The 25814-nt window shown below is 64.4% G+C and carries 27 protein-coding genes; 12 read left to right on the top strand and 15 right to left on the bottom strand.

From position 1 onward, the window contains the following. Positions 1-66 precede the first annotated feature (66 nt). Positions 67-1536, top strand: coding sequence for an apolipoprotein N-acyltransferase (lnt, locus tag BOO71_RS06720; RefSeq protein ID WP_254843062.1), 1470 nt, complete (start codon positions 67-69; stop codon positions 1534-1536). On the opposite strand, the gene BOO71_RS06715 is transcribed toward lnt, so the two are convergent. The 3 genes from BOO71_RS06715 to BOO71_RS06705 form a co-directional block, all read right to left on the bottom strand. After that, positions 1537-2583, bottom strand: coding sequence for a tyrosine-type recombinase/integrase (locus BOO71_RS06715; RefSeq protein WP_075831182.1), 1047 nt, complete (start codon positions 2581-2583; stop codon positions 1537-1539). A gap of 55 nt (positions 2584-2638) precedes the next feature. Next, positions 2639-2938, bottom strand: coding sequence for an HNH endonuclease (locus BOO71_RS06710; RefSeq protein ID WP_075831181.1), 300 nt, complete (start codon positions 2936-2938; stop codon positions 2639-2641). A 218-nt stretch (positions 2939-3156) separates the two neighbouring features. Then, entirely contained in the window at positions 3157-4113 is a 957-nt protein-coding gene (locus BOO71_RS06705) for a diacylglycerol/lipid kinase family protein (RefSeq protein WP_075831180.1), read from the bottom strand. A gap of 39 nt (positions 4114-4152) precedes the next feature. Here BOO71_RS06705 and BOO71_RS06700 point away from each other — a divergent pair, with 39 nt between their 5' ends. From BOO71_RS06700 to aspS, 3 genes are all read left to right on the top strand, one after another. Then, complete coding sequence (locus tag BOO71_RS06700; RefSeq protein WP_075831179.1) at positions 4153-4521, top strand: IPT/TIG domain-containing protein; 369 nt, start codon at positions 4153-4155, stop codon at positions 4519-4521. 108 nt (positions 4522-4629) lie between these two features. Further along, entirely contained in the window at positions 4630-5988 is a 1359-nt protein-coding gene (gene hisS, locus BOO71_RS06695; protein ID WP_075831178.1) for a histidine--tRNA ligase, read from the top strand. Next, on the top strand, positions 5985-7730 hold the full coding sequence (gene aspS / locus BOO71_RS06690) for an aspartate--tRNA ligase (RefSeq protein ID WP_075831177.1): 1746 nt from the start codon (positions 5985-5987) through the stop codon (positions 7728-7730). The genes hisS and aspS overlap by 4 nt, the downstream gene beginning before the upstream one ends. Positions 7731-7817: 87 nt before the next feature. Here aspS and BOO71_RS06685 read toward each other — a convergent pair whose 3' ends face one another. The 5 genes from BOO71_RS06685 to sucC form a co-directional block, all read right to left on the bottom strand. Continuing rightward, positions 7818-8567, bottom strand: a complete 750-nt coding sequence (locus BOO71_RS06685; RefSeq protein ID WP_075831176.1) for an alpha/beta fold hydrolase — start codon at positions 8565-8567, stop codon at positions 7818-7820. Continuing rightward, the gene (locus tag BOO71_RS06680; protein WP_254843061.1) at positions 8564-9301 is read right to left on the bottom strand and encodes an alpha/beta fold hydrolase; all 738 of its coding nucleotides are present in this window, start codon (positions 9299-9301) and stop codon (positions 8564-8566) included. Before BOO71_RS06680 ends, BOO71_RS06685 begins: the two co-directional genes overlap by 4 nt. Before the next feature lie 208 nt (positions 9302-9509). Continuing rightward, on the bottom strand, positions 9510-10079 hold the full coding sequence (locus BOO71_RS06675) for a hypothetical protein (RefSeq protein WP_075831174.1): 570 nt from the start codon (positions 10077-10079) through the stop codon (positions 9510-9512). Between the two features lie 150 nt (positions 10080-10229). After that, positions 10230-11135 carry a succinate--CoA ligase subunit alpha gene (gene sucD / locus BOO71_RS06670; protein WP_075831173.1) on the bottom strand — a complete coding sequence of 302 codons (906 nt, stop codon included), beginning with the start codon at positions 11133-11135 and terminating at the stop codon, positions 10230-10232. Continuing rightward, a complete protein-coding gene (gene sucC / locus BOO71_RS06665; RefSeq protein WP_075831172.1) occupies positions 11135-12322 on the bottom strand; it encodes an ADP-forming succinate--CoA ligase subunit beta in 1188 nt (395 codons plus the stop codon). The genes sucD and sucC overlap by 1 nt, the downstream gene beginning before the upstream one ends. A gap of 198 nt (positions 12323-12520) precedes the next feature. Here sucC and BOO71_RS06660 point away from each other — a divergent pair, with 198 nt between their 5' ends. The 3 genes from BOO71_RS06660 to BOO71_RS06650 all read left to right on the top strand — a co-directional run bounded on the left by BOO71_RS06660 (position 12521) and on the right by BOO71_RS06650 (position 14520). Then, positions 12521-13570: a M24 family metallopeptidase gene (locus BOO71_RS06660; protein ID WP_075831171.1), complete on the top strand. Its 1050-nt coding sequence runs from the start codon at positions 12521-12523 to the stop codon at positions 13568-13570. Continuing rightward, on the top strand, positions 13567-13920 hold the full coding sequence (locus BOO71_RS06655; protein ID WP_075831170.1) for a septal ring lytic transglycosylase RlpA family protein: 354 nt from the start codon (positions 13567-13569) through the stop codon (positions 13918-13920). Before BOO71_RS06660 ends, BOO71_RS06655 begins: the two co-directional genes overlap by 4 nt. Positions 13921-14058: 138 nt before the next feature. Then, a complete protein-coding gene (locus BOO71_RS06650; protein ID WP_029480715.1) occupies positions 14059-14520 on the top strand; it encodes a YbjN domain-containing protein in 462 nt (153 codons plus the stop codon). A gap of 152 nt (positions 14521-14672) precedes the next feature. Here the strand turns inward: BOO71_RS06650 and pepF are convergent, their stop codons facing one another. The 6 genes from pepF to BOO71_RS06620 all read right to left on the bottom strand — a co-directional run bounded on the left by pepF (position 14673) and on the right by BOO71_RS06620 (position 19415). After that, entirely contained in the window at positions 14673-16511 is a 1839-nt protein-coding gene (gene pepF / locus BOO71_RS06645; protein WP_075831169.1) for an oligoendopeptidase F, read from the bottom strand. 76 nt (positions 16512-16587) lie between these two features. Next, positions 16588-17454: a lysine biosynthesis protein LysX gene (gene lysX / locus BOO71_RS06640; protein WP_075831168.1), complete on the bottom strand. Its 867-nt coding sequence runs from the start codon at positions 17452-17454 to the stop codon at positions 16588-16590. Between the two features lie 79 nt (positions 17455-17533). Beyond that, the gene (lysW, locus tag BOO71_RS06635) at positions 17534-17707 is read right to left on the bottom strand and encodes a lysine biosynthesis protein LysW (protein WP_029476825.1); all 174 of its coding nucleotides are present in this window, start codon (positions 17705-17707) and stop codon (positions 17534-17536) included. Between the two features lie 49 nt (positions 17708-17756). Next, entirely contained in the window at positions 17757-18113 is a 357-nt protein-coding gene (locus BOO71_RS06630) for a hypothetical protein (RefSeq protein ID WP_075831167.1), read from the bottom strand. 23 nt (positions 18114-18136) lie between these two features. Beyond that, entirely contained in the window at positions 18137-18649 is a 513-nt protein-coding gene (locus tag BOO71_RS06625) for a homoaconitate hydratase (protein WP_075831166.1), read from the bottom strand. A 58-nt stretch (positions 18650-18707) separates the two neighbouring features. Then, on the bottom strand, positions 18708-19415 hold the full coding sequence (locus BOO71_RS06620; protein ID WP_075831165.1) for a hypothetical protein: 708 nt from the start codon (positions 19413-19415) through the stop codon (positions 18708-18710). Between the two features lie 106 nt (positions 19416-19521). On the opposite strand from BOO71_RS06620, the gene BOO71_RS06615 reads away from it, so the two are divergent. From BOO71_RS06615 to BOO71_RS06595, 5 genes are read left to right on the top strand one after another with little or no spacing between them, the layout of a single operon-like run. Continuing rightward, positions 19522-21765 (top strand): heavy metal translocating P-type ATPase, encoded by a 2244-nt coding sequence (locus BOO71_RS06615; protein WP_075831164.1) that lies wholly within the window; start codon positions 19522-19524, stop codon positions 21763-21765. Positions 21766-21768: 3 nt separating this feature from the next. Next, positions 21769-22017: a glutaredoxin family protein gene (locus BOO71_RS06610; protein WP_075831163.1), complete on the top strand. Its 249-nt coding sequence runs from the start codon at positions 21769-21771 to the stop codon at positions 22015-22017. A 23-nt stretch (positions 22018-22040) separates the two neighbouring features. Then, entirely contained in the window at positions 22041-22454 is a 414-nt protein-coding gene (locus BOO71_RS06605; protein WP_083653134.1) for an ArsR/SmtB family transcription factor, read from the top strand. Then, positions 22441-22884 carry a hypothetical protein gene (locus tag BOO71_RS06600; protein WP_254843060.1) on the top strand — a complete coding sequence of 148 codons (444 nt, stop codon included), beginning with the start codon at positions 22441-22443 and terminating at the stop codon, positions 22882-22884. The genes BOO71_RS06605 and BOO71_RS06600 overlap by 14 nt, the downstream gene beginning before the upstream one ends. A 40-nt stretch (positions 22885-22924) precedes the next feature. Continuing rightward, the gene (locus tag BOO71_RS06595; protein ID WP_075831162.1) at positions 22925-24796 is read left to right on the top strand and encodes an ABC transporter ATP-binding protein; all 1872 of its coding nucleotides are present in this window, start codon (positions 22925-22927) and stop codon (positions 24794-24796) included. On the opposite strand, the gene BOO71_RS06590 is transcribed toward BOO71_RS06595, so the two are convergent. Further along, the gene (locus BOO71_RS06590; RefSeq protein ID WP_254843059.1) at positions 24780-25706 is read right to left on the bottom strand and encodes a hypothetical protein; all 927 of its coding nucleotides are present in this window, start codon (positions 25704-25706) and stop codon (positions 24780-24782) included. The two genes, BOO71_RS06595 and BOO71_RS06590, sit on opposite strands and share 17 nt — an antisense overlap. Between the last annotated feature and the right edge of the window lie 108 nt (positions 25707-25814).

Below are 25814 nucleotides of genomic sequence, written 5' to 3'. Positions count from 1 at the left end.
ACAGCCCGCGTGAGGGACAGGCACACCCCCTGACCTTTTCATCCCCTGCCCCCTATCATGGCGGGCGTGCCATCTGTTCCCCCACCCGTTCTGGCCCTGCTGCTGGGCGCGCTTCTCGGCCTGTGTGGCCTGCCGCTGCCGTGGAGTGTCCTGAGCATTCTTCCCCTGACGGGGGTACTGGCCTACGCCGCCAGCGCCCGCACCACCGAAGGCGTGCCGGGGCGGCTGTTCTGGTCCGGCGTGGGCTACTTCACCGTGCATCTGTGGTGGCTGACCGCCTTCCTGGGCAAGCTGTTCAGCTTTCCTCCAGCGGGCGTGCTGGCCTTTGCCTTGTTCATTCTGGAAGGGATCTTTCTGGCGGTCATGGCCTATCCACTGTCCCGGCTGGTCCGCTCGCCCGTGGCCCGCGTCTGGGCGCTGGCAGGCGGCTGGGTGGTGCTGGAGTGGACGCGCTTCCTGGGGCCGCTGTCCTTTCCCTGGCCCACGCTGGGCTACACGTTGCTGCCCACCCCTGCCATTCAGATCGCAGACCTGGGCGGCGTGCTACTGGGCAGTGTCCTGGTGGCGGGCACGGCGGCGGCGCTGGCCGGAGTCGCCCTGCAAGGATGGGGGAGAGGCCGCCCAGTCTTGCTGGCTGCCGTGTGCTGGATGGCCGCCCTCGCCTACGGCCTGACGCGCACAGCAGGCGAGGGACCAGTGCAGCCGATGCTGGTGCTGAGGACCGACTTCGATTCTTTTGGGCGGGCGGTGGGCAGCCTGACGGCGGGCGAGCAGCTTCAGGTTCAGCGGGAAGCCTCAGCCCGCCGCAGCCCCGGCGAGGTCCTGGTCTGGAGTGAAACGGCCCTGACTGCCCCAGCCACCGAAGCTGTGCTGTCGGAATTTCCAGGACCGGGAATCAGTGGGCTGGGGGTTCCGCCCACCCAGACCGAGAAAGAACAGAACACGGTGGTCTCCATCGACGCTGGCGGTCAGATCACGTCTCGCAACCGCAAGGCCAAGCTGGTGCCGTTTGGCGAATATTTCGTGCTGTACGACAGTATTCTGCGCCCCGCATATGGCCTGATCGAGAATGTCATCGGCTTCAGGCTGCCCGCCGTGGAACCGGCCCAGTCCATCGCCCCTTTGACGCTGAACGGCGTGCAGTACGGCGCGTACATCTGTTACGACAGCGTGTTTCCCTGGGTGGCCCGCAGCCTGACCCGGCAGGGTGCCCAGCTTCTGGTCAATCCCAGCAACGACGGCTGGTACGACGGCTGGGGCGTGCAGCAGCACTTCATGATGGGCCGGGTGCGCGCCATCGAGAACCGCCGCTGGCTGGTCCGTAGTGTGAATAAAGGGGTGGCAGGGGCGGTCAACGATCTGGGGCAGCCGGTAGATGTGATCTCCAGCGGCGACACGACCCAGGCGCTGAGCGTGCGGCCCAGACTGCTGAGTGGGCGAACGTTGTTCAATCGCCTGGGGGACTGGCCTGCGCTGCTGCTGGCGCTGGGGATGATCGGGTATGGGGTGCGGGTGGACCGGCGGGAGGAGTGGTGATCAGTCCTGTGGCTCACGCAAGCGTTCCATCGCTTCCATCGCCTCGCGCCGCACTTCCGTGTCCATCTTGGCGTAGATGGCCGAGGTGTTGACCGACGCGTGGCCCAGTACGTCGGCAACAACGTGCAGATCACGCGTGGCGCGGTAGAGATGGGTGCCCGCCGTGCGCCGCAGGGTATGCAGGCCCCACAACTCGGGGGCCAGGCCCAGCTCCTGATAGTACGTGGCAGCAATCGTGCGTGCGCCCTTGGTGGTCAGCCGTCCTCCATAGTTGCGTCCACTCAGCGAGACCAGCAGGGCTGACGTACCCAGCTTGTTCAGGGCTTGCAATGACGAGCGCGACATCAGCCACAGACGCAGGCTGCGTTCCACCCGCGCGGTCAGGGGCACCGTCCGCCCCTTGCCACCCTTGCCCAGCACCCGCAACTGACGTTCGTTGAGGTCTATGTCTGTGGCATTCAGCCCCACCAGTTCTGCCGCGCGCAGGCCCAGGCTGCCGCCGAGTTCCAGCAGCAGCATGTCCCGGTGGGCGCGCAGGGTGTCGGCAGGGTGCATGGAGGCAGGCAGGGTCAGCAGTTCCGCATACCGCGCCACGGACAGCGCCTGTTTCTTGGCATGGGCGGGTGTCGTGTCACTGGGAGGCCGTACCCCGGCACTGGGATCGCTGGCAATCGCCCCGGCCCAGACCAGCGCCTTCATCAGGTTCCGCACACCGTAAAGATGGCGTTTGATGCTGGACGCGGCCAGACTCGCCTGCTGCATGGTCAACATCCAGACCTCGAAGTCCTCGGCGGCCAACTGGTTCAGTGCCCGTTCGGGCGTTTCCGGCGGTCCGGTGAAGGCCAGAAAGCGCCGGACCGATTCGCAGTAGTGGTCCAGCGTCATCTGACTGACCCGCGCGCCCCGGCTGGATTTCAGGCGCATATAGGTCACCAGCAGATCGGTCAGGGCGTCGGCATTCTGCTCGTGCGCCGCTCGTAAACCTTCACGCCTACGGTTGGCGGCGTTTGACCAGCGTGAGGCCAGGACCAGGGCACCCTCGGTCATTGTTGGCCCATCTCCAGGCTTCTACTTCTCATAAGTGAAATTATAGGACATAAGATTATTCTTTGGCGACGCTGGTCAATCTTGCCGCCGCCTCACGCAGCCAGTCCAGATATTCGGCCTCTGTGGAATCCCACTTGGCACGGTTGCAGCGGTCACAGCACAGCGCGATGTTGCTGAGTTCATGTGGGCCGCCCCTGGACAACGGAATGACGTGATCGAGTTGAAAGCCGCGCCCCGAATTGCCATTGGGGAGACCACAGTAGCGGCAGGTTCTCGTTGTCACCATGATCTCGACAAGTTGCTCGGGCGGTAAACGCTCCAGATCTGGAAAGCGCCGTTCCACACTTCCGTTCATGCTGTAGGCAACCTGAAGGGCGCGCCTTCGGTCATCCTGGTGGTATCTCGTCTTATATGCGGTGGCCTGACAGTCCAGACAGCGAAAAAACCGACTTCCATCAGGGCGGTTCTTTGGAAAAAGTTGCAGGAGCTTGGTCTGGTGGCAGACCCGGCAGCTTCTCTCGTCTTCGGTCACGAGAATGGAGTTCGCCACCCCTGAAACATAACGACTTGTGCTTACGTCTCCACCTCTTCCTTCCTGGCCGCCGTGATGAACCGCGCCGCGCCGGGCAGAATGCGGGCCGTGAACGGCGTCGTCTCCTCCATCAGCTCGCCGTCGTATTGCAGCGGGAAGGGATCGGCGGCCTCTACCGTGATCTCGCAGGCGTGCAGGGTCTCCAGATTGCCGCTGAACAGAGGGTCTCCCAGGTTCAGCTTGGCCCGCAGCGAGTCGATCAGGTTGGGAATCAGGCGCAGCAGATTGCCCGCTTTCAGCAACACCACCGTGAGCTGTCCGTCCCCCGGATCGATGTCAGTCGTGATCGGCATGCGGTAATTGGCCATCCCGAAGTTGGCGGCCATCACGCCGATGCCCTCGAATTCTCGCGTCTTGCCGTCGATGGTCAGCGTGAACGTCGTCTTTTTCGGGTTGAGCTGCTTCATGGCGCTCAGGACGTAGGCCATCACGCCAAAGTGTTCCTTCAGATCCTCGCTGTCGCGGATCATGGCAGCGTCCGCCCCGGCCCCGGCCAGCATGGCAAACCCGTTCTTCTTGCCGCCCACTTCGATTTCTCCCAGATCGACGGTGATGCAGTGCCCAGCCAGCACCAGATCAGCCAGTTCTGGCGCGGTGGTGGGCAGATCCAGATTCTGCGCGATCAGGTTGGCGGTTCCGGCGGGAAAGGCCAGCAACGGCACGCCACTGTCGCGGATGGCGTAGGCCAGGCTGCTCACGGTTCCGTCTCCCCCAGCCGCGACCAGGATGTCAAAGGCGTGCAGGTCATTGACCTGTTCTGCCAGCGGCGTGTCCTTTTTGGTTTCCCGCTGCACCACCTCGGCCCCGCCTGCCCGCAGCAGACGCACGAATTCCGGCAGATCGCTGTCGCCGTTGCCGCTCTTGGGATTAAAGACGACCAGCACGCGCACGGCCTTGGGAGTGTTGGGGGGGACGGGGGGGGAGGTTTGACCTGTCATCTGACCTTTCATTAGACTGTGAATTCGGAGGCTGTTGCTATGCTGCGTTTCTTGGTTGCTTCTTCACTCATGGTAGGCGCTCTGGCGTCCTGCGCGCCCTCTCAATCCACAGACCGCTTCGTGACGGTAACGCCTGTGCTGATCAAAGTCTCGGAAGCCGCCACGCGCGGCGGTTCACTCACCGTTCAGGGCCGTTATCTGGGTGGCCCTGGCACCGGGCAGGTTCGCCTGGGGGCCGATGAAACCGGGAAAGGCGGCTACGTCTTCCCGGCCTCGGCCATTCAGTCCTGGACCGACAGCGAGATCGTTCTGACCATTCCCGCCGACGCCCCGGTGGGCGGAAGCTGGCTGTTTGTGGAAGTCGCGGGTAAGCAGTCCACCGGCCTGCCCTACAGCGTCCGCCAGTAAGTCCTCTTTCCGGGGGCCGCCTTTCCTGAATGGGAGAGGCGGCCCCTCCCCTGTTTGCGCCTCCGTCTTTGACCCTTTGACCTTCAGACCCGTAGACTCCCCTCTGTTATGGCGATTACCCGCCCCAAGGGGACCAACGATCTGCTGCCACCGGGCAGTCCCAAACTCTCACCCGTCACCAGTGCCGCCGCGCATATCTGGCTGACTGAAACCGCGCGGCGCGTGCTGGAGCGGGCCGGAGCGCAGCGCATCGATACGCCCGTCTTCGAGGAAGCCGAACTGGTCAAGCGCGGCGTGGGCGACAGCACCGACATCGTCCGCAAGGAAATGTTTACTGTGTACTACTTCGGGGACCACGGCGGGTTCATCCTGCGCCCGGAGGGCACGGCGGCCATCGTGCGGGCCTACCTCCAGAACGGCCTCAAGCAGTTGCCCACGCCGCTGAAACTGTGGACTTCCGGGCCGATCTTCCGCGCCGAGAACGTGCAGAAGGGCCGCTACCGCCAGTTTCATCAGGTGGATTACGAGGTGCTGGGCAGCGCCGATCCCCTCGTGGATGCAGAGGCGATTGCTCTGATGGTGGACGTGGTGCGCGAGTTGGGCCTGAAGGAAGTGCGCGTCAAGCTGGGGAGTATCGGCGATCCAGCAGATAGAGAGGCTTACAACGCCTATCTGCGGGAGTTGTTCACCGCGCATCTCGACAGGCTTTCCGACGACTCTAAAGACCGCCTGACCCGCAACCCGATGCGGATTCTGGATTCCAAGAGCGAGGGCGATCAGGACTTGATTGCCGAGTTGAGCGTCAAGCCGATGCTCGATTTTCTGGGAGACGAGGCGCGGGCACACTTTGAAGCCGTTCAGGGCTATTTGAAGGACTGGGGCGTGCCGTATGACCTCGATCCCAGCATCGTGCGCGGGCTGGACTATTATCGCCGCACGGCCTGGGAACTGCACCACGAGGGCGTGGGGGCAAAATCCGCGCTGGGTGGGGGGGGACGCTACGACGGTCTGGCCGAGATTCTAGGCGGGCAGGCCACACCAGGGATCGGCTGGGCTTTTGGTGTCGAGCGGCTGTTGCTGGCGCTGGAGGCCGAGGGTGTTGAACTCCCTCAGACCGAGGGACCACTCCTCTATGTCGTCGCACTGGATGAGGCGAACGTGCCGCACGCGGCGAAGATCGCGATAGATGCCCGCGCCGTGGCCCGCACCGAGTTCGCCTACCGTGCCATGAAACCGGGCAGTGCTTTCAAGGACGCCGAACGCCGGGGCGTGCGCTGGATCGCTTTACTTGGTTCGCAAGAAATCGAGAACGGAACCCTGAGTCTCAAGAATTTGCAGAGTGGCGAACAGCGCGTGATTGGGGTTTCGGAGCTTGCGGCCTTTCTCGAAGCCGAGAAGCAAACCTCGAACTTTTCCCACAACCCACAACCCACGCCCCACAACCCAACTCCACAGGAGTCCCCATGAAACGCACCGCCATGATCGGCCACCTCTCCCCCACCCACGCCGGGCAAAATTACGCCGGGCAGACCGTCACCGTACAGGGCTGGGTCAACCGCCGCCGCGATCTGGGCGGATTGATCTTTCTGGAATTGCGGGACCGCAGCGGCCTGATTCAGGTGCAGGTGGAGCCAGATTCCCCCGCCTTTGCCGAGGCGGATCGCCTGCGCGCCGAGTACGTGACCGAGGTTGAAGGCACCTATCAACTGCGCCCGGAAAGCCAGCGCAAGGGTGGCGCGGCAGATTACGAGGTGATTGCCTCTCGCGTGAAGGTGCTGAATACGGCCAAAACTCCACCCTTCGAGCTGGAAAAAGGCGCGGACGTGGCCGAGGATATCCGCCTCAAGTACCGCTATCTGGACCTGCGCCGCCCGGAGATGCAGCGCTCTCTCATGCTCCGCAGCAGGGCGACGGCGGCGGTCACGGCCTTTCTGGACGCTGAGGGCTTCGTGGCCGTCGAAACCCCCATGCTCACCAAATCCACCCCGGAGGGTGCGCGGGATTTTCTGGTCCCCAGCCGTCTGAACCCCGGCGAGTTTTACGCCCTGCCCCAGAGTCCGCAACTGTTCAAGCAACTGCTGATGATCGCCGGATTTGACCGCTATTACCAGCTCGCCCGTTGTTTCCGCGACGAGGATCTGCGCGCGGACCGCCAGCCAGACTTCACGCAGCTCGATATGGAGATGTCCTTCGTGGATCAGGAGGACGTGCTGGAATTGCAGGAGCGTTTGCTCTCACACGTCTTCAAGACCGTATTAAATGTGGACCTGTCCCTCCCCTTTCCCCGCCTGAGTTATCAGGACGCGATGGACCGTTACGGCTCCGATAAGCCTGACCTTCGCTTTGGCATGGAGTTTGCGGACGTGACAGAGTTGTTTGCGGGTGGCGAGTTCGCTGCTTTCGCCAGTGCCCAGACGGTCAAGGTGCTGGCCACATCGGAACTGTCCCGCAAGCAGATCGACGAACTGGAGCGGGTGGCCAAGCAGAACGGCGCGAAGGGTCTGGCCTGGGCCAAGCGCAACGGGGAAGGATTCACCGGGGGCATCAGCAAGTTCCTGGGCGATCAGACGGCGGCGCTGCTGGAGAAAACGGGCGTGCAAGACGGCGGCACCCTGCTCTTCGCGGCAGGCGACTGGAAGCGGGCAGTCACGGCGCTGGGGGCCGTCCGCCTGAGCCTGCGCGATCTGTTTGCCCTGGCGGCGGCTGGCCCGCAGTTCCACGTCTCCTGGGTCATCGATTTCCCCCAACTGGAATACGACGAGGACAGCGCGAGCTGGACCTACATGCACCACCCCTTCACTGCCCCGCACCCCGAGGATGTGGCTCTCTTCGGCACCGAGCGTCAGGGCGAGATTCGCGCCCAGGCCTACGATCTGGTTCTCAACGGTTTCGAGATCGGCGGTGGCAGTGTGCGTATCCACGATCCGGCGGTGCAGGAACAGATGTTCGCGGCCATCGGCTTTACCCCCGAGGAAGCGCGGCGGCAGTTCGGCTTCTTTCTGGACGCGCTGGAATCCGGTACGCCTCCGCACGGCGGCATCGCCTGGGGTTTTGACCGTCTGGTGATGGTTATGGCCGGGGCAGGCAGCATCCGCGAGGTGATCGCCTTTCCCAAGAACAACCGGGGCGCGGACCTGATGGCCCTGGCCCCCTCCCCCGTTTCGGCGGCACAACTGGCCGAGGTGGGACTGGATCTGGCGCGAGGATAAAGAATGGGGAGGCGTTTGACCTCCCTTTTTGCAGTTTCTATTAGTGAATAGTTTCACGATAAATCCAGATCGTGAAAAATTTATGGACTATTGATTGACGGCTTTCAGAAAGTCCAGTGTGTAGCGGGCCACGGTGCGCGGAAAGACGTCAGTCAGAGCGTGCGTGCCGCCCCTGATTTCACAGACATACGCGGCAGGAATAGCTTTGCGGATGGCCTCCAGGGTCCACAGGCGGATCACAGGATCGGACGTGCCGTCCACAAGCAGCGTCGGCACATGGATGTGCGCCAACAGGGGGCCGGTGTCATGCCCATCCTGATCCTGTGCCAGCTTCAGCATTCGCCGCACGCCGCAGTGGGCGTAGGCACGCAGGCCAGGAATCAGCAACCCCAGCCTTTCGCGGGGCAGATCGACCAGCAGCCGGACAAGTTGGGCAGGGACGCTGGGGTTTTCGGGAATACCGGTGGGCGCGCAGGCGATCAATGCGCCCGCGTGCTTCGGATATCGGGCCGCCAGATCGAAGGCCACCTCTCCCCCCAGCGAATGCCCGAAGATGGGTGATCCTTTCAGTCCTGCCGCGTCCAGCCAGTGGGCCAGATGATCGGTAAGCTGCTCGATACAGTCCGGCAAGTGGCGCAGGCCCTGGCTGTAGCCGTGGCCAGGCGGGTCATAGACGTAAACCGTGCGGCTGCGCGCCAGCTCACGCGAGAGGCGCACGTACATCCACGACGCGCAGCCCAGGCCCGGGACGATCACCAGTGGCGGACCGTTGCCACGCACCCAGGCGTGTGTCCGCAGACCATCCACTTCCAGGTACAGCGCGTGTCCCTGACTCATCCGGCAGCCTGCGGACCATCCACGAAATCAAGCACGGCAGCGTTGAACGCTTCTGGCGCGTCCACCATGACCACATGCCCGGCGTGCGGGATGATCTCCAGCCGCGCCCCCGCAATCGAGCGGGCCAGCATCTGCCCCAGCGGCAGCGGCACCAGGGCGTCACGCTCGCCCCAGACCACCAGGGTTCTGGAAGTGATCATGGGCAGGCAGTCCTGCACGCTGTCCTTGAGGAGATCGCTTGCGTTGCGCCACAGGTTCAGCGGGCCGGCCAGCAGGGCGTCGGTCAGGATGCGCGGCACAAAACGTTTGCGCCCAGTGATCAGGGCACGCGGCAGGTTCAGGGCGGTGCGGTAGGCGCTGGCCTTGAGCAGACCACTGGCACACACCAGCACCAGATTCTCTATCCGCTGCGGGTGCCCCGCTGCCAGCCGGATACAGATGTGGCCGCCCATCGAGTGGCCGATGAGGGTGATGCCCCACAGGTCCTCGGCGTCCAGCCAGTCGGAGATCAGGGCCGCACTCTCGCGCACGGACAGGGCACGCTGGCGGCGGGACGAGCCGTAGCCGAGCAGGTCCAGGGTATAGACCCGGTGGCGCCCGGACAGGGCCTCAAGGTTCCTGCGCCACCAGCGCCCGGAGCCGCTCAGCCCATGCACCAGCACTATCGGCGACCCCTCCCCCGAGACGCGGTAATGCATCTTCACTCCTGAACGCTCATAGATACCGCTGGACACGCCGGGCAGGATAGCGCGCCGCTTCTGGCGGATTGCGGCGTAGCAGTGGAGATAAAGAAGATCATCAAGTGAAACTATTCACGATAAATCTAGATAGTGAAAGAAATGTTGTCTTTTACTTCAATGGGTTCATCATTTTTGCCACCAACTTAAAACAGCGTCAGCAGCCTCGGAGGAGGACTCCGGCGCTTCTCTACGGTCAGGTGTTCTAGCGCCCAAGCGAAAGAGTCACCCCGGTTCCATCCAGGTAAATCTGCACGTTGACTGCCCGCCCCACATCCACCAGAAAGGCGTTCCAGCCCTTTTTGAGTGCCACCTGATAGCCCTTGTTCGCGCTCACGGTAACATCGGCGCTGACCCAGGGAATGAACAGCGAGGCCTTGCCCACCATCGGGCTGACTTCGCGTAAAGCCTCGTTGTCGTCGTGGCGGGCGTTGCCATTCTGATCACGGTATACGAAGAATTTCAGCTCGCCTGCCTGTGCAGCGGCGCTGATCAGCACCGGATCGATCACGCCGGGCCAGGACACGTTCTGCGCGGTCAACACGGCCTGCGCGCGGGCGGGCGGCGCGGCGGCAGGGATGTCGAGCCGGAAACCACCGCCGTCCAGGGGCGCACTGACCAGTTCCTGCACGGGTTGCCCGAACGGCGTGACCGCAAAGCCCCCGATCCGGGACTCCGGGGTAACGCTGCCCTGCACCATGCCCGTGACGGTCAGGGCCGACGCTGCGGGCATGGTCAGGCCCAGCGCCAGGGACAGCAGGAGACGGGTATTCATAGGTTCAGTCTATGCCGTGCGGCTGATCTGGACGTGACTCCCACGTTTATCAAGCTGACCAGATCGAAGGCGACATGCCAGGAAAACCACATCAGGAAATAGAAAAAGAGACTGCCGATCCGCTGGCAGTCTCCCCTCAAACAACTTGAATTACTTGTTCAGTGCGGCCTTGACCAGATCGATGATCTCCGGCATGGTGTCGGCCACCGGCACATTGGCGTCCTTGAAGGCAGCCAGCTTGCTCTCAGGCGTGCCGACGTTGCCCATGATGATGGCTCCGGCGTGGCCCATGCGCTTGCCTGCCGGGGCGCTCCGTCCGCTGATAAAGGCCACCACAGGCTTTTTCATGTTGTGCTTGATGTACTCGGCGGCGGCTTCCTCGTCCGCGCCGCCGATTTCACCGATGACCACGATGGCGTCGGTGCCTTCGTCGGCCTCGAACATGGGCAGCACGTCGGCAAACGTCGTGCCGATGACCGGATCGCCGCCGATGCCCACGGTGGTGGAGGTGCCCATTCCAGCGTCGTTCAGCAGCTTGGCCGCCTCATAAGTCAGCGTGCCGCTGCGGCTGATCAGGCCGATGCGTCCGGGCTTGGTGTAGATCTTGTTGGGCATGATGCCAACCTTGGCTTCCCCGTTGGTCACCAGACCGGGGCAGTTGCCGCCGATCAGGCGCACGCCCTCACCGCCGTGTTCGCGGCTCTGGGCGTCCAGCATCTTGACTTCCTGCACGGCCCGCATCATGTCCACGGTGGGCACGCCCTCGGTAATCAGGATGACCAGGGGTATTCCGGCATGGGCGGCTTCCAGCACGGCGTCGGCAGCTCCGGCGGGGGGCACGAAGATGATGGACACGTTCGCGCCCGTCGCTTCTTTGGCCTCGGCCACCGAGTTGTAGATCGGCCAGCCCTCGAAATCCATGCCGCCTTTGCCGGGGGTCACACCCGCGACCACCTGGGTGCCGAATTCCTTCATGGCGCGGCTGTGCGAAGCGCCCTCGCGTCCGGTCATGCCCTGGACGATGACCTTGCTGTCTTTATTGACGAGAATGCCCATTACTTGTTCTCCACAGTTTTGGTCGATGCAGCGGCTGAGGCGGCGTTGGCTTCTTTCGCGGCCTCGGCGGCGGCGTCGAACATGTTGGGGTACATCTGGATCAGCGGGCTGTTGACCTCGGCCAGCAGGGCCTTGGCTTCTTCCTCCGCCGTTCCGGCGATCCGCATGCGGACGGGCTTGGTCAGGATGCCGTCCTTGAGGGCCTGAATCACGCCTTTGGCCACTTCATCGGCGCGGGTAATGCCGCCGAAGATGTTGATGAAGATCGCCTTGACATCCGTGTCCTTGCTGACCAGCTTGACCGCGTTGTAGACGATCTCGGCCTTTGCGCCGCCGCCGATGTCCAGGAAGTTGGCAGGCTTGGCCCCGGCGCGGTTGACCACGTCCAGCGAGGTCATCACGATGCCCGCGCCGTTGCCCAGCACACCCACGTTGCCGTCGTCGAGCTTGACATAGGCGAAGCCGTACTTGCTGGCCTCGATCTCCAGGGGGTGTTCGGCTTCCATCTCGCGCCAGTCGGCCAGATCCTTGTGGCGGTACATGGCGTTGTCGTCGATCTCGAACTTGGTGTCCAGGGCCAGAGGCGTGCCGCTGGCATCCACGAACAGCGGGTTGATCTCCACCAGCACGGCGTCACGCGCCAGTGCGGCCTGGCTGAGCTTGACCATCATGTCGGCGATCTTGTTCAGGTTGCCCTTGAAGCCGGCCTGAATGGCCACGGCGCGCGCCTCATAGGGGCGCAGGCCGGTGATCGGATCGACGCGGTAATGCACGATCTTCTCGGGGGTCTCGGCGGCCACTTCCTCGATGTCCACGCCGCCCTCGGCAGAGGCCATCAGGGTAAAGCTCTGGACGTTGCGGTCCACGATCATGCCGATGTAGTACTCGACGCCCGCATCGATATCGACGGCGCGGGTTACCAGGACCTTGTTGACGGTCAGGCCCTTGATGTCCATGCCCAGGATCTTCTCGCCGTTCTCATAAGCCTTGTCGGGGGTGGGGCTGAACTTGACGCCGCCCGCCTTGCCGCGTCCGCCGACATGCACCTGGGCCTTGACGACCACGGCGTCGCCGTAATCGCGCGCGATCTGACGAACCTCGTCAGGGGTCTTGGCGACCCGTCCTTCCTGCACGTTGACGCCGAACTGGCGCAGGATTTCCTTGCCCTGATATTCGTGAAGTTTCACGTTTCTCCCTCCTTGGGGCGGCCTGGGTTGGCCTGTGATCAAAAATCTGGTGTTGTCCCGATAGAGGAGTATAAGCGTCCTGTCAGATTGACGCGCACTTTCACGGGCGAAACCTTAACGGCGGGTTGTCTCCTGAACGGGGACAGGTTGCGGGCACGCCACGAACAGGGGAAGGGCAAAGTGTTAGCGTCCTGGGTGATGAGCCAATTGCAACAGGTGAGAGACGCGATGAAAGAGGCGGGCGTGACGGGGTTGTGGGTCAGCCACCCGGCCAATGTGCGGGCGCTGACGGGCTTCACGTCGCCCGAAGACGGCAAGGTGCTGGTCACGGCGGACGGGGCCACGCTGTACACCGACGCCCGTTACACCGTGCAGGCGCGCGAGGAATCGGGTGTGCCCCAGTTCATCGCCCGGCCACCGGAAACCTTCCAGCACGCGGCGGAGGGGGTCCGGGGTCAGAGGGTTGGGTTCGAGGCCGACAGCCTGACCGTGGCGGGTCTGGAAGACCTTAAGGAACACTGGCCGGACGCCGAACTGGTGCCTCTGCGCGGTCTGATTCAGGGTCTGCGGCAGATCAAGACGGCGGACGAGATCGCGGCGATCCGGGCGGCGCAGGATCTGGCAGATCAGGTGTTTTCGGAAGTCCGCCCCCTGATCGTCGCTGGGGCGCGGGAACTGGACATTGCGCTGGAAATCGAGACGCGACTGCGAAAGGCCGGGGCCGGGAGTGCCTTCGGCGTGATCGTGGCGAGCGGGCCACGCGGGGCGATGCCGCATGGACATGCCTCGGCGCGGGTGATCGAGGACGGCGAACTGGTCACGGTGGACATGGGCGCAAAGCTGAACGGTTACAACAGCGACATGACCCGCACGGTGGCGGTGGGCCAGCCTTCCGATGAGATGAAGCGGATCTACAACGCGGTGCTGGAGGCGGAAGAAGCCGCCATCAAAGCCGTCAAGCCGGGCGTGCGGGCCGCCGATCTGGACAAGATCGCGCGCGACATCCTGACCGGGCACGGGCTGGGCGAGGCGTTCGTGCATTCGCTGGGCCACGGCGTCGGCTTGGAGGTCCACGAGGGGCCAGGGCTGCGTGGAACGAGTGATGATGTGCTGGCAGCAGGCATGGTCATCACCATCGAGCCGGGCGCGTACCTGCCGGACGTGGGCGGCGTGCGAATCGAGGACCTGCTGCTGGTCACCGAAGATGGCCACGACGTGCTAAGCCACTCGCCGAAAGAGGCAATTTGAAGCGGCTTGCTCTGGCCCTGGCGCTGATCCTCTCCCCTATTGGCAGCATGAACCTGGGGACGGCCAGCGCTTCGTCCAGCGTGTTTCAGAGCGGTTCAGCCGTGTACTACGGCGGGCGGGCGGCGCGTGGAACAGTCATGACCGCCGCGCACCGCAGTCTGCCCTTCGGCACCTGGGTCCGGGTCACACATTCCGGCACGGGCCGCAGCGTGGACGTGATGGTCAATGACCGGGGGCCGTTCGGCAATTCGCGGCGCATCATCGATCTGTCGCGCGCCGCCGCCGCCTCGCTGGGCATGCTGGGCCAGGGCGTCGCACCCGTGACCCTGCGGATTCTGTCCAGACCCTGAAGGCACACCCCACGCGCTTTGCACCCCGGTTCAAGGTTTCGTGATGGCGGGGGGTGTTAGAATCGTTCGGGCTTGAATGTGCGCCGCCGCGCAACCGACGTGGCAAGAGTTGAGCTTCACCCTCAAGGAGATGATGAAATGACGATGGAAACTGCACTGCTGACCCTGGACACGCTGGCGAAGTACCTGAAGGAAAAGGAAGTCCAGCTCGATATGGAAGAGAACAACGGCCAGCGCTTCCTGCGCATGGGCTGGCGCTTCGAGATGGGCGACGCCGCCGTGCTGGTCAGCGTCAACGACGGCCCCAACAACACCTCGCGCCTGGAAGTCACCTGCGTGACCCAGAAGACCTACACCGAACGCCGCGAAGAAGTGGTCAACATGCTCAACGACCGCAACCGCGAGCGCGCTTTTGCCCGCAGCATCGACGCCGACGGCAATGTCTGGCTGGAATACGTGGGCTTTTACCCCACCCTGGCCGAGATGCCCCAGGAAACCTTCGACACGCTGTTTGGCGGCGTGCTGATGCACTTCCAGGACGATTACGCCACCCTGGAAGGCTTCGTCCCCGGACCGCAGTTACAGCAGCCTCAGGCCTGAGCTGACGGAGTAGGCGGGTTGATCCCCGCCTCTCTTTCATCTCTATCAAGTGAAAAGATTCACGATATTTCCTGTTCGTGAATCTTTTGTCCCTTTTGAACTGAAGCTGGGGAATCGTGGTCCTGAATACACGATTCCCCAGCTTCAGTTCTTTACTGCCGTTCTGCCAGCAACTCTTCCAACCGGTCCACGTACCCGGCCAGCGTGCGGAAAGTGGCCTCCACGGGTTCGGGGCTGAGCATGTCCACCCCGGCCTCCTTCAGCGCGTCGATGGGATCGAGACTGCCGCCGGACTTCAGAAAACGCAGGTAATTCTCGCGGGCGGCGTCCTCATCCTCGCCAAACTGTTCAAGGAGCTGATGCGCCGCGCTGATGCCGGTGGCGTACTGGTAGGCGTAAAAATTGGCGTACAGGTGGGTGGAAAACTGCGCCCACAGGATGCCGCTGCGCTCACGGTCCATCTTCACGCCGTCACCGTAGCCCTGCGAGAGCAGATCGGCGGTCAAGGTGTTCAGATCGGGGGCGCTGAGGGTGCCGCCCGCCTCGATGCGGCGGTAACACTCCAGCTCAAAGGCCGCCAGGGTGGGCATGATGAAGAAGTAGCGGTGGAAGTTGCCCAGCGCCTCCTCGATGATGGCAATTTCAAGCGTGGTGTCCCCAGCGGCGCGGGCCTGCTTGAGCAGATGCTGGCGGACCATCGCCTGATTGAAGTTGCTGGCGACCTCAGCATGAAACAGCGTGTAGCGCGGCACCGAATACGCGTGTTCGCGCATGGACAGCAGCGAGTGCATCGAGTGGCCGATCTCGTGGGCCAGGGTGCTGTAGCTGCCCAGCGTGCCGTTCCAGGTCATGAAGATGAAGGGCTTGACCCGTCCACCGCCGTTGCTGTATGCGCCCTGACGTTTGCCGTCGTTCTCGGCGTAGTCGGTCCAGCGATCTTCGGTGAGGCCGAAACGTAAGTCTTTGACGTAGTCCTCGCCCAGCGGGGCCATGCCATCGGCAATCCAGTCCACGGCCTGCGCGTACTCGACTTTGCGGGGCGGCACCAGGGAGGCTTTCACGTCGTACTCGCGCAGCTCTTTCAGGCCCAGCCAGTCGCGGCGCACCCGCCAGTAGCGGTGCCAGATGGGGGTGTTGGCGCGGTAGGTGTCCAGCAGCGTGGTCACGACTTCGGTGGGAATGCGGTCCGGGGCCAGCGAGGCGGTGATGGCGTCGGGGTAGTTGCGGGCGCGGGCCAGGAAAACGCTCTGGCGCACGTTGGTGGCGTACATGGCGGCCTGCGAGTGGCGGGCGGCCAGATGGGCGTCGGCATAGTTTTCCCAGGCTTCGCGCCTGACCTCACGGTCCGGGCCGCTGACCAGACTGTCCACATTGCCCTGCGTGACCGGAGTGCCGCCCGCCGTGCCGAAGCGCAGGTCCATGTTCGCCAGCGCCGGATGGATGCCGCGCTCGGAGGCGAAGGGGGCGGCCACTGCGCCCAGCAGTTCCTCGATTTCACCGCTGCGGACGTGGGGGCGGTTTCGCAGAATCCGCTCCAGCCGCACCCGCTGATCGGCGAAGTCGGGCTGAGACAGCCAGCCGGACACCGTGGCCTCGTCCAGCGCCAGCAGTTCGGGCCGGAAGAAAGCGGACACGCTGCCGTAGCGGGCGGCAATACTGCTGGCACGGTCCCGGCGGGCGGCAGCTTCTGCGTCGTGGCCGTCCACGCTGGCGGTCATGCTGGCGTAGGAGAAAAAGCGGCTCAGGCGCAATTCCACGTCGTCGGCCACCTTCAGGTAGGTCAGCAGGGACTCGGGGGTGTTCAGTTGCCCGGCGTAGGCGGCCAGGGCGTCGATGGACCCCGGCAGCGCCCCCGCCTCGGCTTCCCAGGCCCCAGGCGTGGCAAACAGCGCCTCGATGTCCCAGGTCTGTTCACGCGGCACGTCGGCGCGGGCGGGAAGGGGGCGGGGCTGGCCACTGGACTGTGGGCCGCTGGACTGGGTTGCTGTCATGCTCCCGAGGCTAGAGCATCCAGGATGAAAAGGTCAGCAGGGACGGGCATGGAACGTGAATCAGACGTTCAACCAATTATCCAAGTAGTCCAATCGCGTATTCGCCCATCTTGCGGGGAATGTCCACGCCCGTGGTGGACACGCTGTTCTTGAATTCCATGGTGTGGTTGATCTCGATGACCAGCAGGCCGCCCCACTCGTTCTGGCGCTGCGGGTCTTCTACCAGGTCGATGGCGACGATTCTGCCGTCCACGGCGGCGGCGGACCGCACAGCAAGGTCTGATATTTCGGGCGTAACTGCACAGTTGCTGGCCTTCGCGCCGCGCGCCGTGTTGGTGATCCAGTGTTCAGAGGTGCGGTAGATCGCGCCGATGCACTCGCCACCGATCACGAAGGCGCGGATGTCGCGTTCGGGCTTGTTGATCAGCTCCTGCACGTAGAAGATGCCGTGCTGCGGGCCGCCCAGCACTTCCTTGTGTTCAATCACAGCCTCGGCGGCGTCGCGGTCATTGAGCTTGCTGACCATGCGCCCCCAGGAGCCGACGGTGGGCTTGAGCACCAGCGGATAACCCAGAGATTCGATCTGTTCCAGCGCGGCGTCGCCGTCGAAGCTGACTCCGGTGCGCGGGGTGGGCAGGCCAGCGGCGTACAGGCGGGCATTCGTCGCCAGCTTGTCGCCGCACAGTTCGATGACGTGACCGGGGTTGATCACCTGCACGCCGAAGCCTTCCAGCGCGCGGGTCACCGCATGGCCGCGCGTCTGGCTGACGCAGCGCTCGATCGCCACCTTCCACGGCACGGCGGCTGCGCCCGCGTCATCGAAGGTCAGTTTCAGGTGGGGAACGTAGACCTTGTCGTAGGGCGTGCCCAGGGCGTCCAGCGCCTCAAACAGCATTTTTTCGTCGGGGCGGATGCGGTCATAGAGAACGGCGAGTTCGGCCATAGCAAAAGCAGGGAGAGAGCCTCTCAGCAGAGGGCGGTCAGCGCAACACTGCTCTGACCGCCCTCTGCTGAAAAAGGTTCTACTCTCCCCAGTCCTCCGCTTCCTGCGGGGCGGCTTCCAGGCGGGGTGGGTCCACCGAAACCACTTCGTATTCCACGCCAGTTTCGTCGTCGATCACCAGTTCGCCCAGTTCGGGGTTGTTCAGTTCGATGGGTGCGCCCGTATCCGGGTTTTCAAATTGAATGGCAGTCATAGTTTCTCCTCTCGTTTGATAGGTTAAAGCGTATCAGTCTTTTCGGTTGCTATTGGCTAGACAGAGGATTGGTGTCCGGCCCGTCCTCGAACTCCAGTTCGATCCCCGCCTGACAGTGCGGGCAGCTCACGATGCTGACCTCGGAGCCGTCATCGGCCTGCACGGTGGGCGCGGTGGCGAGCATGTCCTCGGTGACCTCGAACTCCTCGCCGCAGTTGGGGCAGGTGGTCAGGATGCCCAGCAGTTCCAGCTCGAAGTCCTCGCCGCCGCCGCTGCGGGTCACTTCCATCTCGGCGTTGCACGAGTCGCACACGATCACGTCGCCCGGCTGCAATTCGGCGCGGTCCTGATCGCTCAGTTCCAGCACCTCGCCGCAGACGGGGCATTCAATTTCCAGCGTTGCCATAAGGCACAGTTTACGGGGTCTGGTTACGGGGTCTGGTCTGAAGTGGGCTTCTCGCCCGGAAAGCGTCCGTGCTTCTTGAAGAAGGCCAGAATGCTGCCCTCGGCCAGTGCCTCGCGCAGAAATTCGGGCGGGGGCGGAAGCTGCACGGTGCCGCGCGGGTAGGTCAGGACGCCCGTGTCGATGTTCAGCGTGACCTCTTCCCCGTCTTCCAGCACGCCGGTCAGGTCAGCCTCGAAGGCAGGGATGCCCAGATTCAGCAGGTTGCGGTAATGGATGCGCGCGAAGCTGGGGGCGACGATGGCCCCGATTTGCAACTTCTTGAGGGCCTGCGGAGCGTACTCGCGGCTGCTGCCCAGGCCCCAGTTGCGCCCACCGATCAGGAGGTCACCGGGCCGCACCTCTGCGGCAAATTCGGGGCGGGTGTAGTGGAAGGCGAAGGTCTGGAACACGTCCTCACCGGCCATGAACGGCGCGAACTTGCCGGGCAGGATGTCGTCGGTGTTCACACTGTCGCCAAATTTCCAGACGCGGGGCATGGGGAAGTATGGCGCGCGGCAGGGATACGGGGGAATAAAGGTCTAAGCGGAGGCTGGGCTACGGCTTTTCCCACTCGATCACGTCGCGGTGGCGCAGGAAGAACAGGAACTGCGAGCCGAGCAGAATAATATTGAACAGCACCGCCGACAGCACGCGCCCGGACAGGTCATACAGCTTGTCGATGGGCGTGTAGGGGCGGATGGGCGTGATCAGCAGCACCGCCGAGAGCGCGATCACGAAAACAATCAGAATCGCGGTCACGGCGTACTTGTTGTTCTGGTAAAAGTCGCCCCAGGCGCTGCCATGCCCCGCGCGGATGCGTCCGCTGGTCAGATCGGCGCGCACGCCCTCCACGCTGACGGTCAGATTCACGCGTGAGCCGGACTGGAAGGCGAAAGCCTCTTCCCTGAGCAGGCGCTCGATCAGGCGGGCCGTCTTGTCCTGCACCTCGGTCAGGTAGACGCCAAAGACGCGCAGCACCACGAATCTGCCGCCGTCCAGGGTGCTGATCAGGGCGGGCAGATCGTGGCCCGATTGCGGCCAGGAGGTCAGCACCAGTGCCCCGGCACGCACCTCGGCGCGGTCCTGCGAGATCACCAGATCGGTGACGGTCTCGGCCTGGGGGGTCAGCGCACCATCCACTTCACGGACGGGCAGATGCCGCCAGCCCGCAAACACCCGCTCCCACAGCGCCGGATCGTGGATGTCCGCGCCCGACGTCACGGGAATCACGCAGATCGAGCGGAGGTAACTGGCAGCAGGCATGGACTGGAGGTTACTTTACGCCGCCCACGTCTGCGGCCATCCAGGCTTTCTGTGACATCCGCATTGGGACTGATATCTGAGCAGTCATTCATATATACTGGCGACTATGGATTCCTCTTCCCCAACCTCCGGTGCCGCTCCTCTGGTGTATTTCGTGGATGGCATGGACTGTGCCACCTGCGTGCAGAAGGTAGAGGGCATGGTCAACCGCCTGCCCGGCACGGCAGACGTAAAGACCAGTTTCAGCAAGCAGACGCTGAGGCTAGAACTGGACGAGACCAAGACGCCGCGCACTGTGCTGGAGAAGAACCTGCTGGCGCTGGGCTATACGCCCACGTTGCAGCAGTCGGCGCAGAGCAAAGCCGCCTCCTCACACGCGGATCATGGCGGCGAGGGACACGACCACGCTGGACACGTCCATGAGTTGCTGTCCGCCGGAACGCCGTGGTACGCGGGCAAACAGGGCAAACTGGTGATCTTTTCGGGGGTGCTGCTGGCGCTGGCCTGGGGCTTCGGATTTATCGAGCCGGGGCTGTCGGTGTACGGCTATGTCGCGGCCACGATTCTGGGGGTGTGGCCGCTGGCGAAGCAGGCGTGGGCCAGCGCGCGGCTGGGCGATCCGTTCTCGATCAACATGCTGGTGTCGCTGGCGGCCATCGGCGCAGTGGCCATCGGGCAGGCGGCAGAGGGCGCGGTGGTGGTCTTCTTCTTCGCTATCGGGGAACTGCTGGAGGGCGTGGCGGCGGGCCGGGCGCGGGCGGGGATTCAGGCGCTTGCGGCGCTGGCCCCCAAGACGGCTTTGCTGGTGGAGGGCAGCGGAACGCGCGAGGTTCCCGCCGACTCGCTCCAGATCGGGCAGACCGTGCAGGTGCGCCCCGGCGGACGGGTTCCGGCAGACGGCACCATCACGGCAGGAACCTCCAGTCTGGACGACAGCCCGGTGACCGGCGAGAGCATGCCCGTGACCAAGACCGTGGGCGACAGCGTCTTTGCGGGCAGCATCAACACCGACGGCGTGCTGAGTATCCAGGTGGACAAGGAAGCCAGCGACAACACCATCGCTCGGATTATCGAGCTGGTGGAAGAAGCCGAGGGCAGCAAGGCAGCCACCGCACGCTTTATTGACCGCTTCAGCCGCTACTACACGCCGGGGGTGGTGCTGGTCTCGGCGCTGGTGGCTGTCGTTCCACCGCTGCTGTTCGGCGCGGAGTGGTATCCGTGGCTGTACAAGGGCATCACGCTGCTGCTGATCGGCTGCCCCTGCGCGCTGGTGCTGAGCGTGCCTGCGGCCATTACCAGCGGCATCAGCGCGGGCACGCGGCGCGGGTTGCTGATCAAGGGCGGCGCGGCGCTGGAAACAATTGGCACGGTCAAGACGGTGGCCTTCGACAAGACGGGCACGCTGACGGCAGGCAAACCGCGCGTGACGGACGTGCTGGGAGCGGGCGTCTCCGACAGTGAAGTCCTGCGGCTGGCTGCGGCTGTGGAGGCGGGCAGTTCTCATCCGCTGGCGCAGGCGATTGCGAAGGAGGCCGCACGGCTGAACGTGACCGCCCCCGCCGCGCAGGACGCCAAAGCTATTGCAGGGAAAGGCGTGACCGCGACGGTGGAGGGGCGCGCCCTGTTCATCAGCTCGCCCCAGCATGCGGCCAGCACACTGAGCGTGGCCCCTGATCTTCAGGGCAAATTGACCGCGCTGGAGGAGGCAGGCAAGACGGCGGTGGTCTTACACAGCGCAGACGAGATTCTGGGCGTGCTGGCGATCCGCGACGAACCCCGCGCGGACGCCCGCGAGGCTATTGCCCGCCTCAAAGCGATGGGCGTGAATACCGTGATGCTGACGGGAGATAACGCGCGCACGGGCCGGGCTATCGCCGCCGGGCTGGGGCTGGACGTGCAGGCGGAACTGCTGCCCGAGGACAAGCTGCGCCTGATTGCCGAGCTGAAGAAACATGGCGGCGTGGCAATGGTGGGCGACGGCATCAACGACGCCCCCGCGCTGGCGCAGGCCGATGTGGGCATTGCGATGGGCGGCGGCACCGACGTGGCGCTGGAAACGGCGGACGCGGCCCTGCTGCGCGAGCGGGTGGGCGACGTGGCCGATCTGGTGCAACTGTCGCGCGACACCATGAGCAACATCAAGTGGAATATCGCCTTTGCGCTGGGCCTCAAGGCCATCTTTCTGGTCACGACGCTGCTGGGCTACACCAACCTGTGGATGGCGATTCTGGCCGACACCGGGGCGACGGCGATTGTCACGGCGAACGCGCTGCGGCTGCTGGGCTGGAACGGCGGCCCGGTCAAAAAAGCCTCAGCGCCGTCCGGCCTGCCCGCTTCCGGGAGCGTTTAACCCATGCTCGACATCACTGTTTACACCGTGCCCAACTGCGCCGATTGCGAGGCGGTCAAGCGGCTGCTGAAGAGCAAGGGAGCCGCCTTCACCGAGAAGAACGTGCAGGAAGACCCGGCGGCGCTGGCGGAGATGCAGCACAAGGCGAACGTGCGAATCGCGCCCGTGACAGTCATTGGTGATCAGGTCTTCTACGGCTTTTTTGGTGACCAGCGGCCCGGCATTCTGGCGGCGCTGGAACCTGCACAATGACGGGCCTGCGCTACACTGAACAAATGATAATCGCCTCTCAAGAAGGCACAGTTCCGCAAGAAGGCACAGTTCTGCAAGCAGGCACAGGTCCAGAGGGCATCTGCGAGGTCAATTGCGTCCATCCCGAAGCGGTGGCGGAGGCGCGGGCCGCCTTGCCGGACGGGCGCGACGTGGAAACCGCCTCCGCGTTTCTGAAACTGGTGGCCGATCCCACGCGCTTGCGGCTGCTGAGTGCCCTGAACACCCGTGAGCTGTGTGTCTGCGATCTGGCGGCGGTGGTGGGCCTGTCCGAGAGCGCCGTGAGCCATCAGCTCCGGCTGCTGCGGGCCGGGCGGGTGGTGGCCTTTCGCAAGGCGGGGCGGGTGGCCTATTACCGCCTGCTGGATCACCACGTCACCATGCTGATCGACAGCGCGCTTGAACATGCCAGGGAATAGAACTGGCCAGTGGCTCAGGCTGGGCGCATTTCTGGCTGCGTTCGCCTTGCTGGGTGCATTCGCGGGCGGCTGGCTGGCGCGGCAACTTCAGGCGCGGGGGCCGCTGTACTGCATCTCGCAGACGGGAAAACTCTGGAACGGCGTTGCCCCCGTTCCAACCGGTTTTCAGCCTGAATGCCCGCAGAGCGGGAGCTACCGGGCCGAGGTTCGTTCGGGCGATACGCGCGTGGAGCAGTACCGCATTCAGGGCTGGCAGCCCCGCGCCCTGCTGGCGGCCATGAAAGCCGGGGGCTACCTCCAGATCACCGATGATCCCATTGGACCGGGCAATTACTCGGCGTTCCTGGGCCGCGCGGGCGTACCGGAAATTCAGTATCTGGCGAATCAGGAAGGCGACACGACGCTGATCACGCTGAGCGGACGGCCTTAATTACCTTCGCCACCACGGAATTGCGGCAGACTCGGCGCGAATGACCCGGCCACCCAGATTCGATACAGCTCTAAAAACTCCAATTCAAAGTGAAAATCTGCCCCTCTCGCACCGTCTGCGTGATCTGGCCGACACGCTGGGGCTGGTGTGGCGGGCCAGCCCCCGGCACAGCGTCATTTTTGCGGCCACCACATTGATCGCAAGCGCCCTGCCTGCCGCCAACCTCTACGTGGGCAAGCTGCTGCTGGACGAGGTGGCGCAGGCGGCGGGCGGCGGCGTGACCTACGCGGCGCTGCTGACCCTGCTGGCCATTCAGGTGGCGCTGGGCGTGTTCGGCAGCCTGCTGAGTACGGTGGGCACAGCCTCGCAGCAACTGCTGGGTGACAGCCTGCAACACAGCGTCAGCCGCCGAATTCTGGACAAGGCTTCGGGCCTCTCGGTGGAAGCCTTCGAGAACGCCGAGACATATGACCGGCTGCAACAGGCGTACCGCGAGGTGGGTTCGCGTCCACTGGGCGTGGCGACGCAACTGGTGGGGCTGGCGGGGGCCGCCGTCACCCTGATCTCGGTGGGCGCGCTGATGGCCCGGCTGGGGGTGTGGGTGCTGCCCCTCGTGCTGCTGGCAAGCGTGCCGGGGGTGATCGTTAGCAACCGCTTCGGCATCCAGGGCTACCAGATGTTGCGCCGCCAGACCCACGACGCCCGCGTGCAGAACTACCTGGGCAGCCTGCTGACCTCCGACACGCTGGTCAAGGAAGTGCGCCTCTTCGGCTTCGAGGGCCATCTGCTGGAGCGCTGGCGCAGCTATTACCTGGGCTTCCGCAAGACGCTGGAGGATCTGGTGCGCCGCCGCTCGGCGTGGGGCTTCGGCGCAGCGCTGGCTTCCGCGCTGCTGATCGGGCTGGCCAGCGCGCTGATCCTGCGGCGGGCGGCGGACGGACAGATCAGCGTGGGGGACTTTTCCATCTTCGTGCTGGGCATCGCGCAGGTGCAGGCCACGGTGAGCAACCTGCTGAATGGCGTCAGCGGGATTTACCAGAACCTGCTGTACATGCGAAACCTCTTCGGCTTTCTGGAACTGCCCAGCCGCGATCTGGACGCCGGGGAAGTCTGGGCCGGGCCAATCGACACCATTGAATTCAAGGAGGTGGGGTTCCGCTATCCGCTGACGGACCGCGACGTGCTGCGCGGCGTGAATTTCACCGTGCGGCGCGGGCAGGCGCTGGCGCTGGTGGGCGAGAACGGCGCAGGCAAGACCACCCTGGTCAAGCTGCTGACGCGGCTGTTCGAGCCGAGCAGCGGCACCATTTTTCTGAACGGCATGGACGCCGCGCGCTTCAGCCCGCGCAGCGTGCAGAAGCAGATGAGCATCATCTTTCAGGATTTCGGCCAGTACCAGATGAGCGCCCGCGATAACGTCGCGCTGGCCGAGGTGGCGCGGCTCTCGGAGGAAGGCGTCGTGGAAAGTGCCGTGGAGCGGGCCGGGGCAGAGTTCGTGGACGATCTACCGGAAGGGCTGGACACGCCGCTGGGCCGACTGTTTCAGGGCGGACGGCAACTGTCGGGCGGGCAGTGGCAACGGCTGGCGCTGGCGCGGCTGTACTTCCGGGACGCCTCGGTGCTGGTCTTCGACGAGCCGACGGCGGCGCTGGACGCCCGCGCGGAATCGGAGACCATCGAGGCGCTGCGGGCACAGACCACGGACCGCATCACGCTGCTGATCTCGCACCGTTTTTCCACCGTGCGGCTGGCCGATCAGATCGTGGTGCTGGACGGCGGCGTGATCGTGGAGTCGGGCAGCCACGCCGAACTGATCGCGCGGGGCGGGCAATACGCGGCGCTGTACAACTTGCAGGCGCGGGGCTACGGCGTCACGGAGCAGGGGGCGGCGGAGGTCAGCGGCCCGGCTTGACGTCGTTGCGGGTGTCTTCCTCCTTCCATTCTGTGGCAATTTCGGCGGCCTTGCCCGTGACCCAGGTCAGCGCGTCGCTGTTGGGAAACGAGATGGCGCTGTGGTCCTCGCGCGAGGAGATGAAGCGCTCGATGCCCGTGCGGGAGCCGTCCAGGCGCACATTGGGTGTCAGCTCGAACAGGTAGTTGACCGGCCAGCCGCCGCTGACGCCGGGGCGGGCGGGCAGGCGTTTGCTCTGCACCTCCAGATCGCGGGCGACATTGGGCCAGACGATGTCCTTGACCCCCACCGTGCGCCCGGCCACCGAGAAGGCGTCGCAGGCGTGCATCGGGGAAGGCTCGCTGCCGTACACGTCGCCCAGCGCCCGGATGCCGTTTCCGAAATCGCCCTTCCAGGCCACGCAGATGCCGTCCAGATCGACTTGCAGGGCAATCGGCACCCCCGGATTGACGCGGCTCAGGTGATGCAGCCACACCGATCCCTGCGAGTGGCCCAGCAGCACCAGCCGGGGCGGGTGGGCCGATTTCATCCAGGTGTTTTTGACCCTCTCGAAATCTGAACGCAGCGCCTCGTAGCCACGCTGCGGGCCGCCGATGTACTCGGAGGAAAACGCGGCGGCGGCATTGCTGGCATACCCCGAAACCTCGACGCGGTAGCCCGCCGCTGTGAACACGTCGGCCAGACGGTCCAGCGTGCCACGCGATCCCAGGTAATCCCAGTTGTCGCGCGGGGCCAGACAGGGCGGCGCGCAACGGCCCGACATGGCAAAGATCACCACGTCCGGCGGCGGGCCGTTCAGATTCAGGGCCGGGGTGCGGGCCGGGTGGATCACGTACAGCGGTGTGCAGCCCACCAGCGCCAGCACGCACAGCAGCGGGGCCAGCAGACGGACGGGCAGGCGCAGGGACACCTTCCAGTTTAGGCACGAACAGGCAGCCTGGATACGGGCGCGGCTTCCCTTTGCGGTCACACCCGGCGGGGGCAGACCGTTCCCACGGCCCCCGGACGGACGCTCCCT

This window comes from Deinococcus marmoris (assembly GCF_001949125.1).
Classification (GTDB): domain Bacteria; phylum Deinococcota; class Deinococci; order Deinococcales; family Deinococcaceae; genus Deinococcus; species Deinococcus marmoris_A.
The sequence above is the reverse complement of the archived record's forward strand: the minus strand, read 5'-3'. Positions and strand labels throughout refer to the sequence as shown.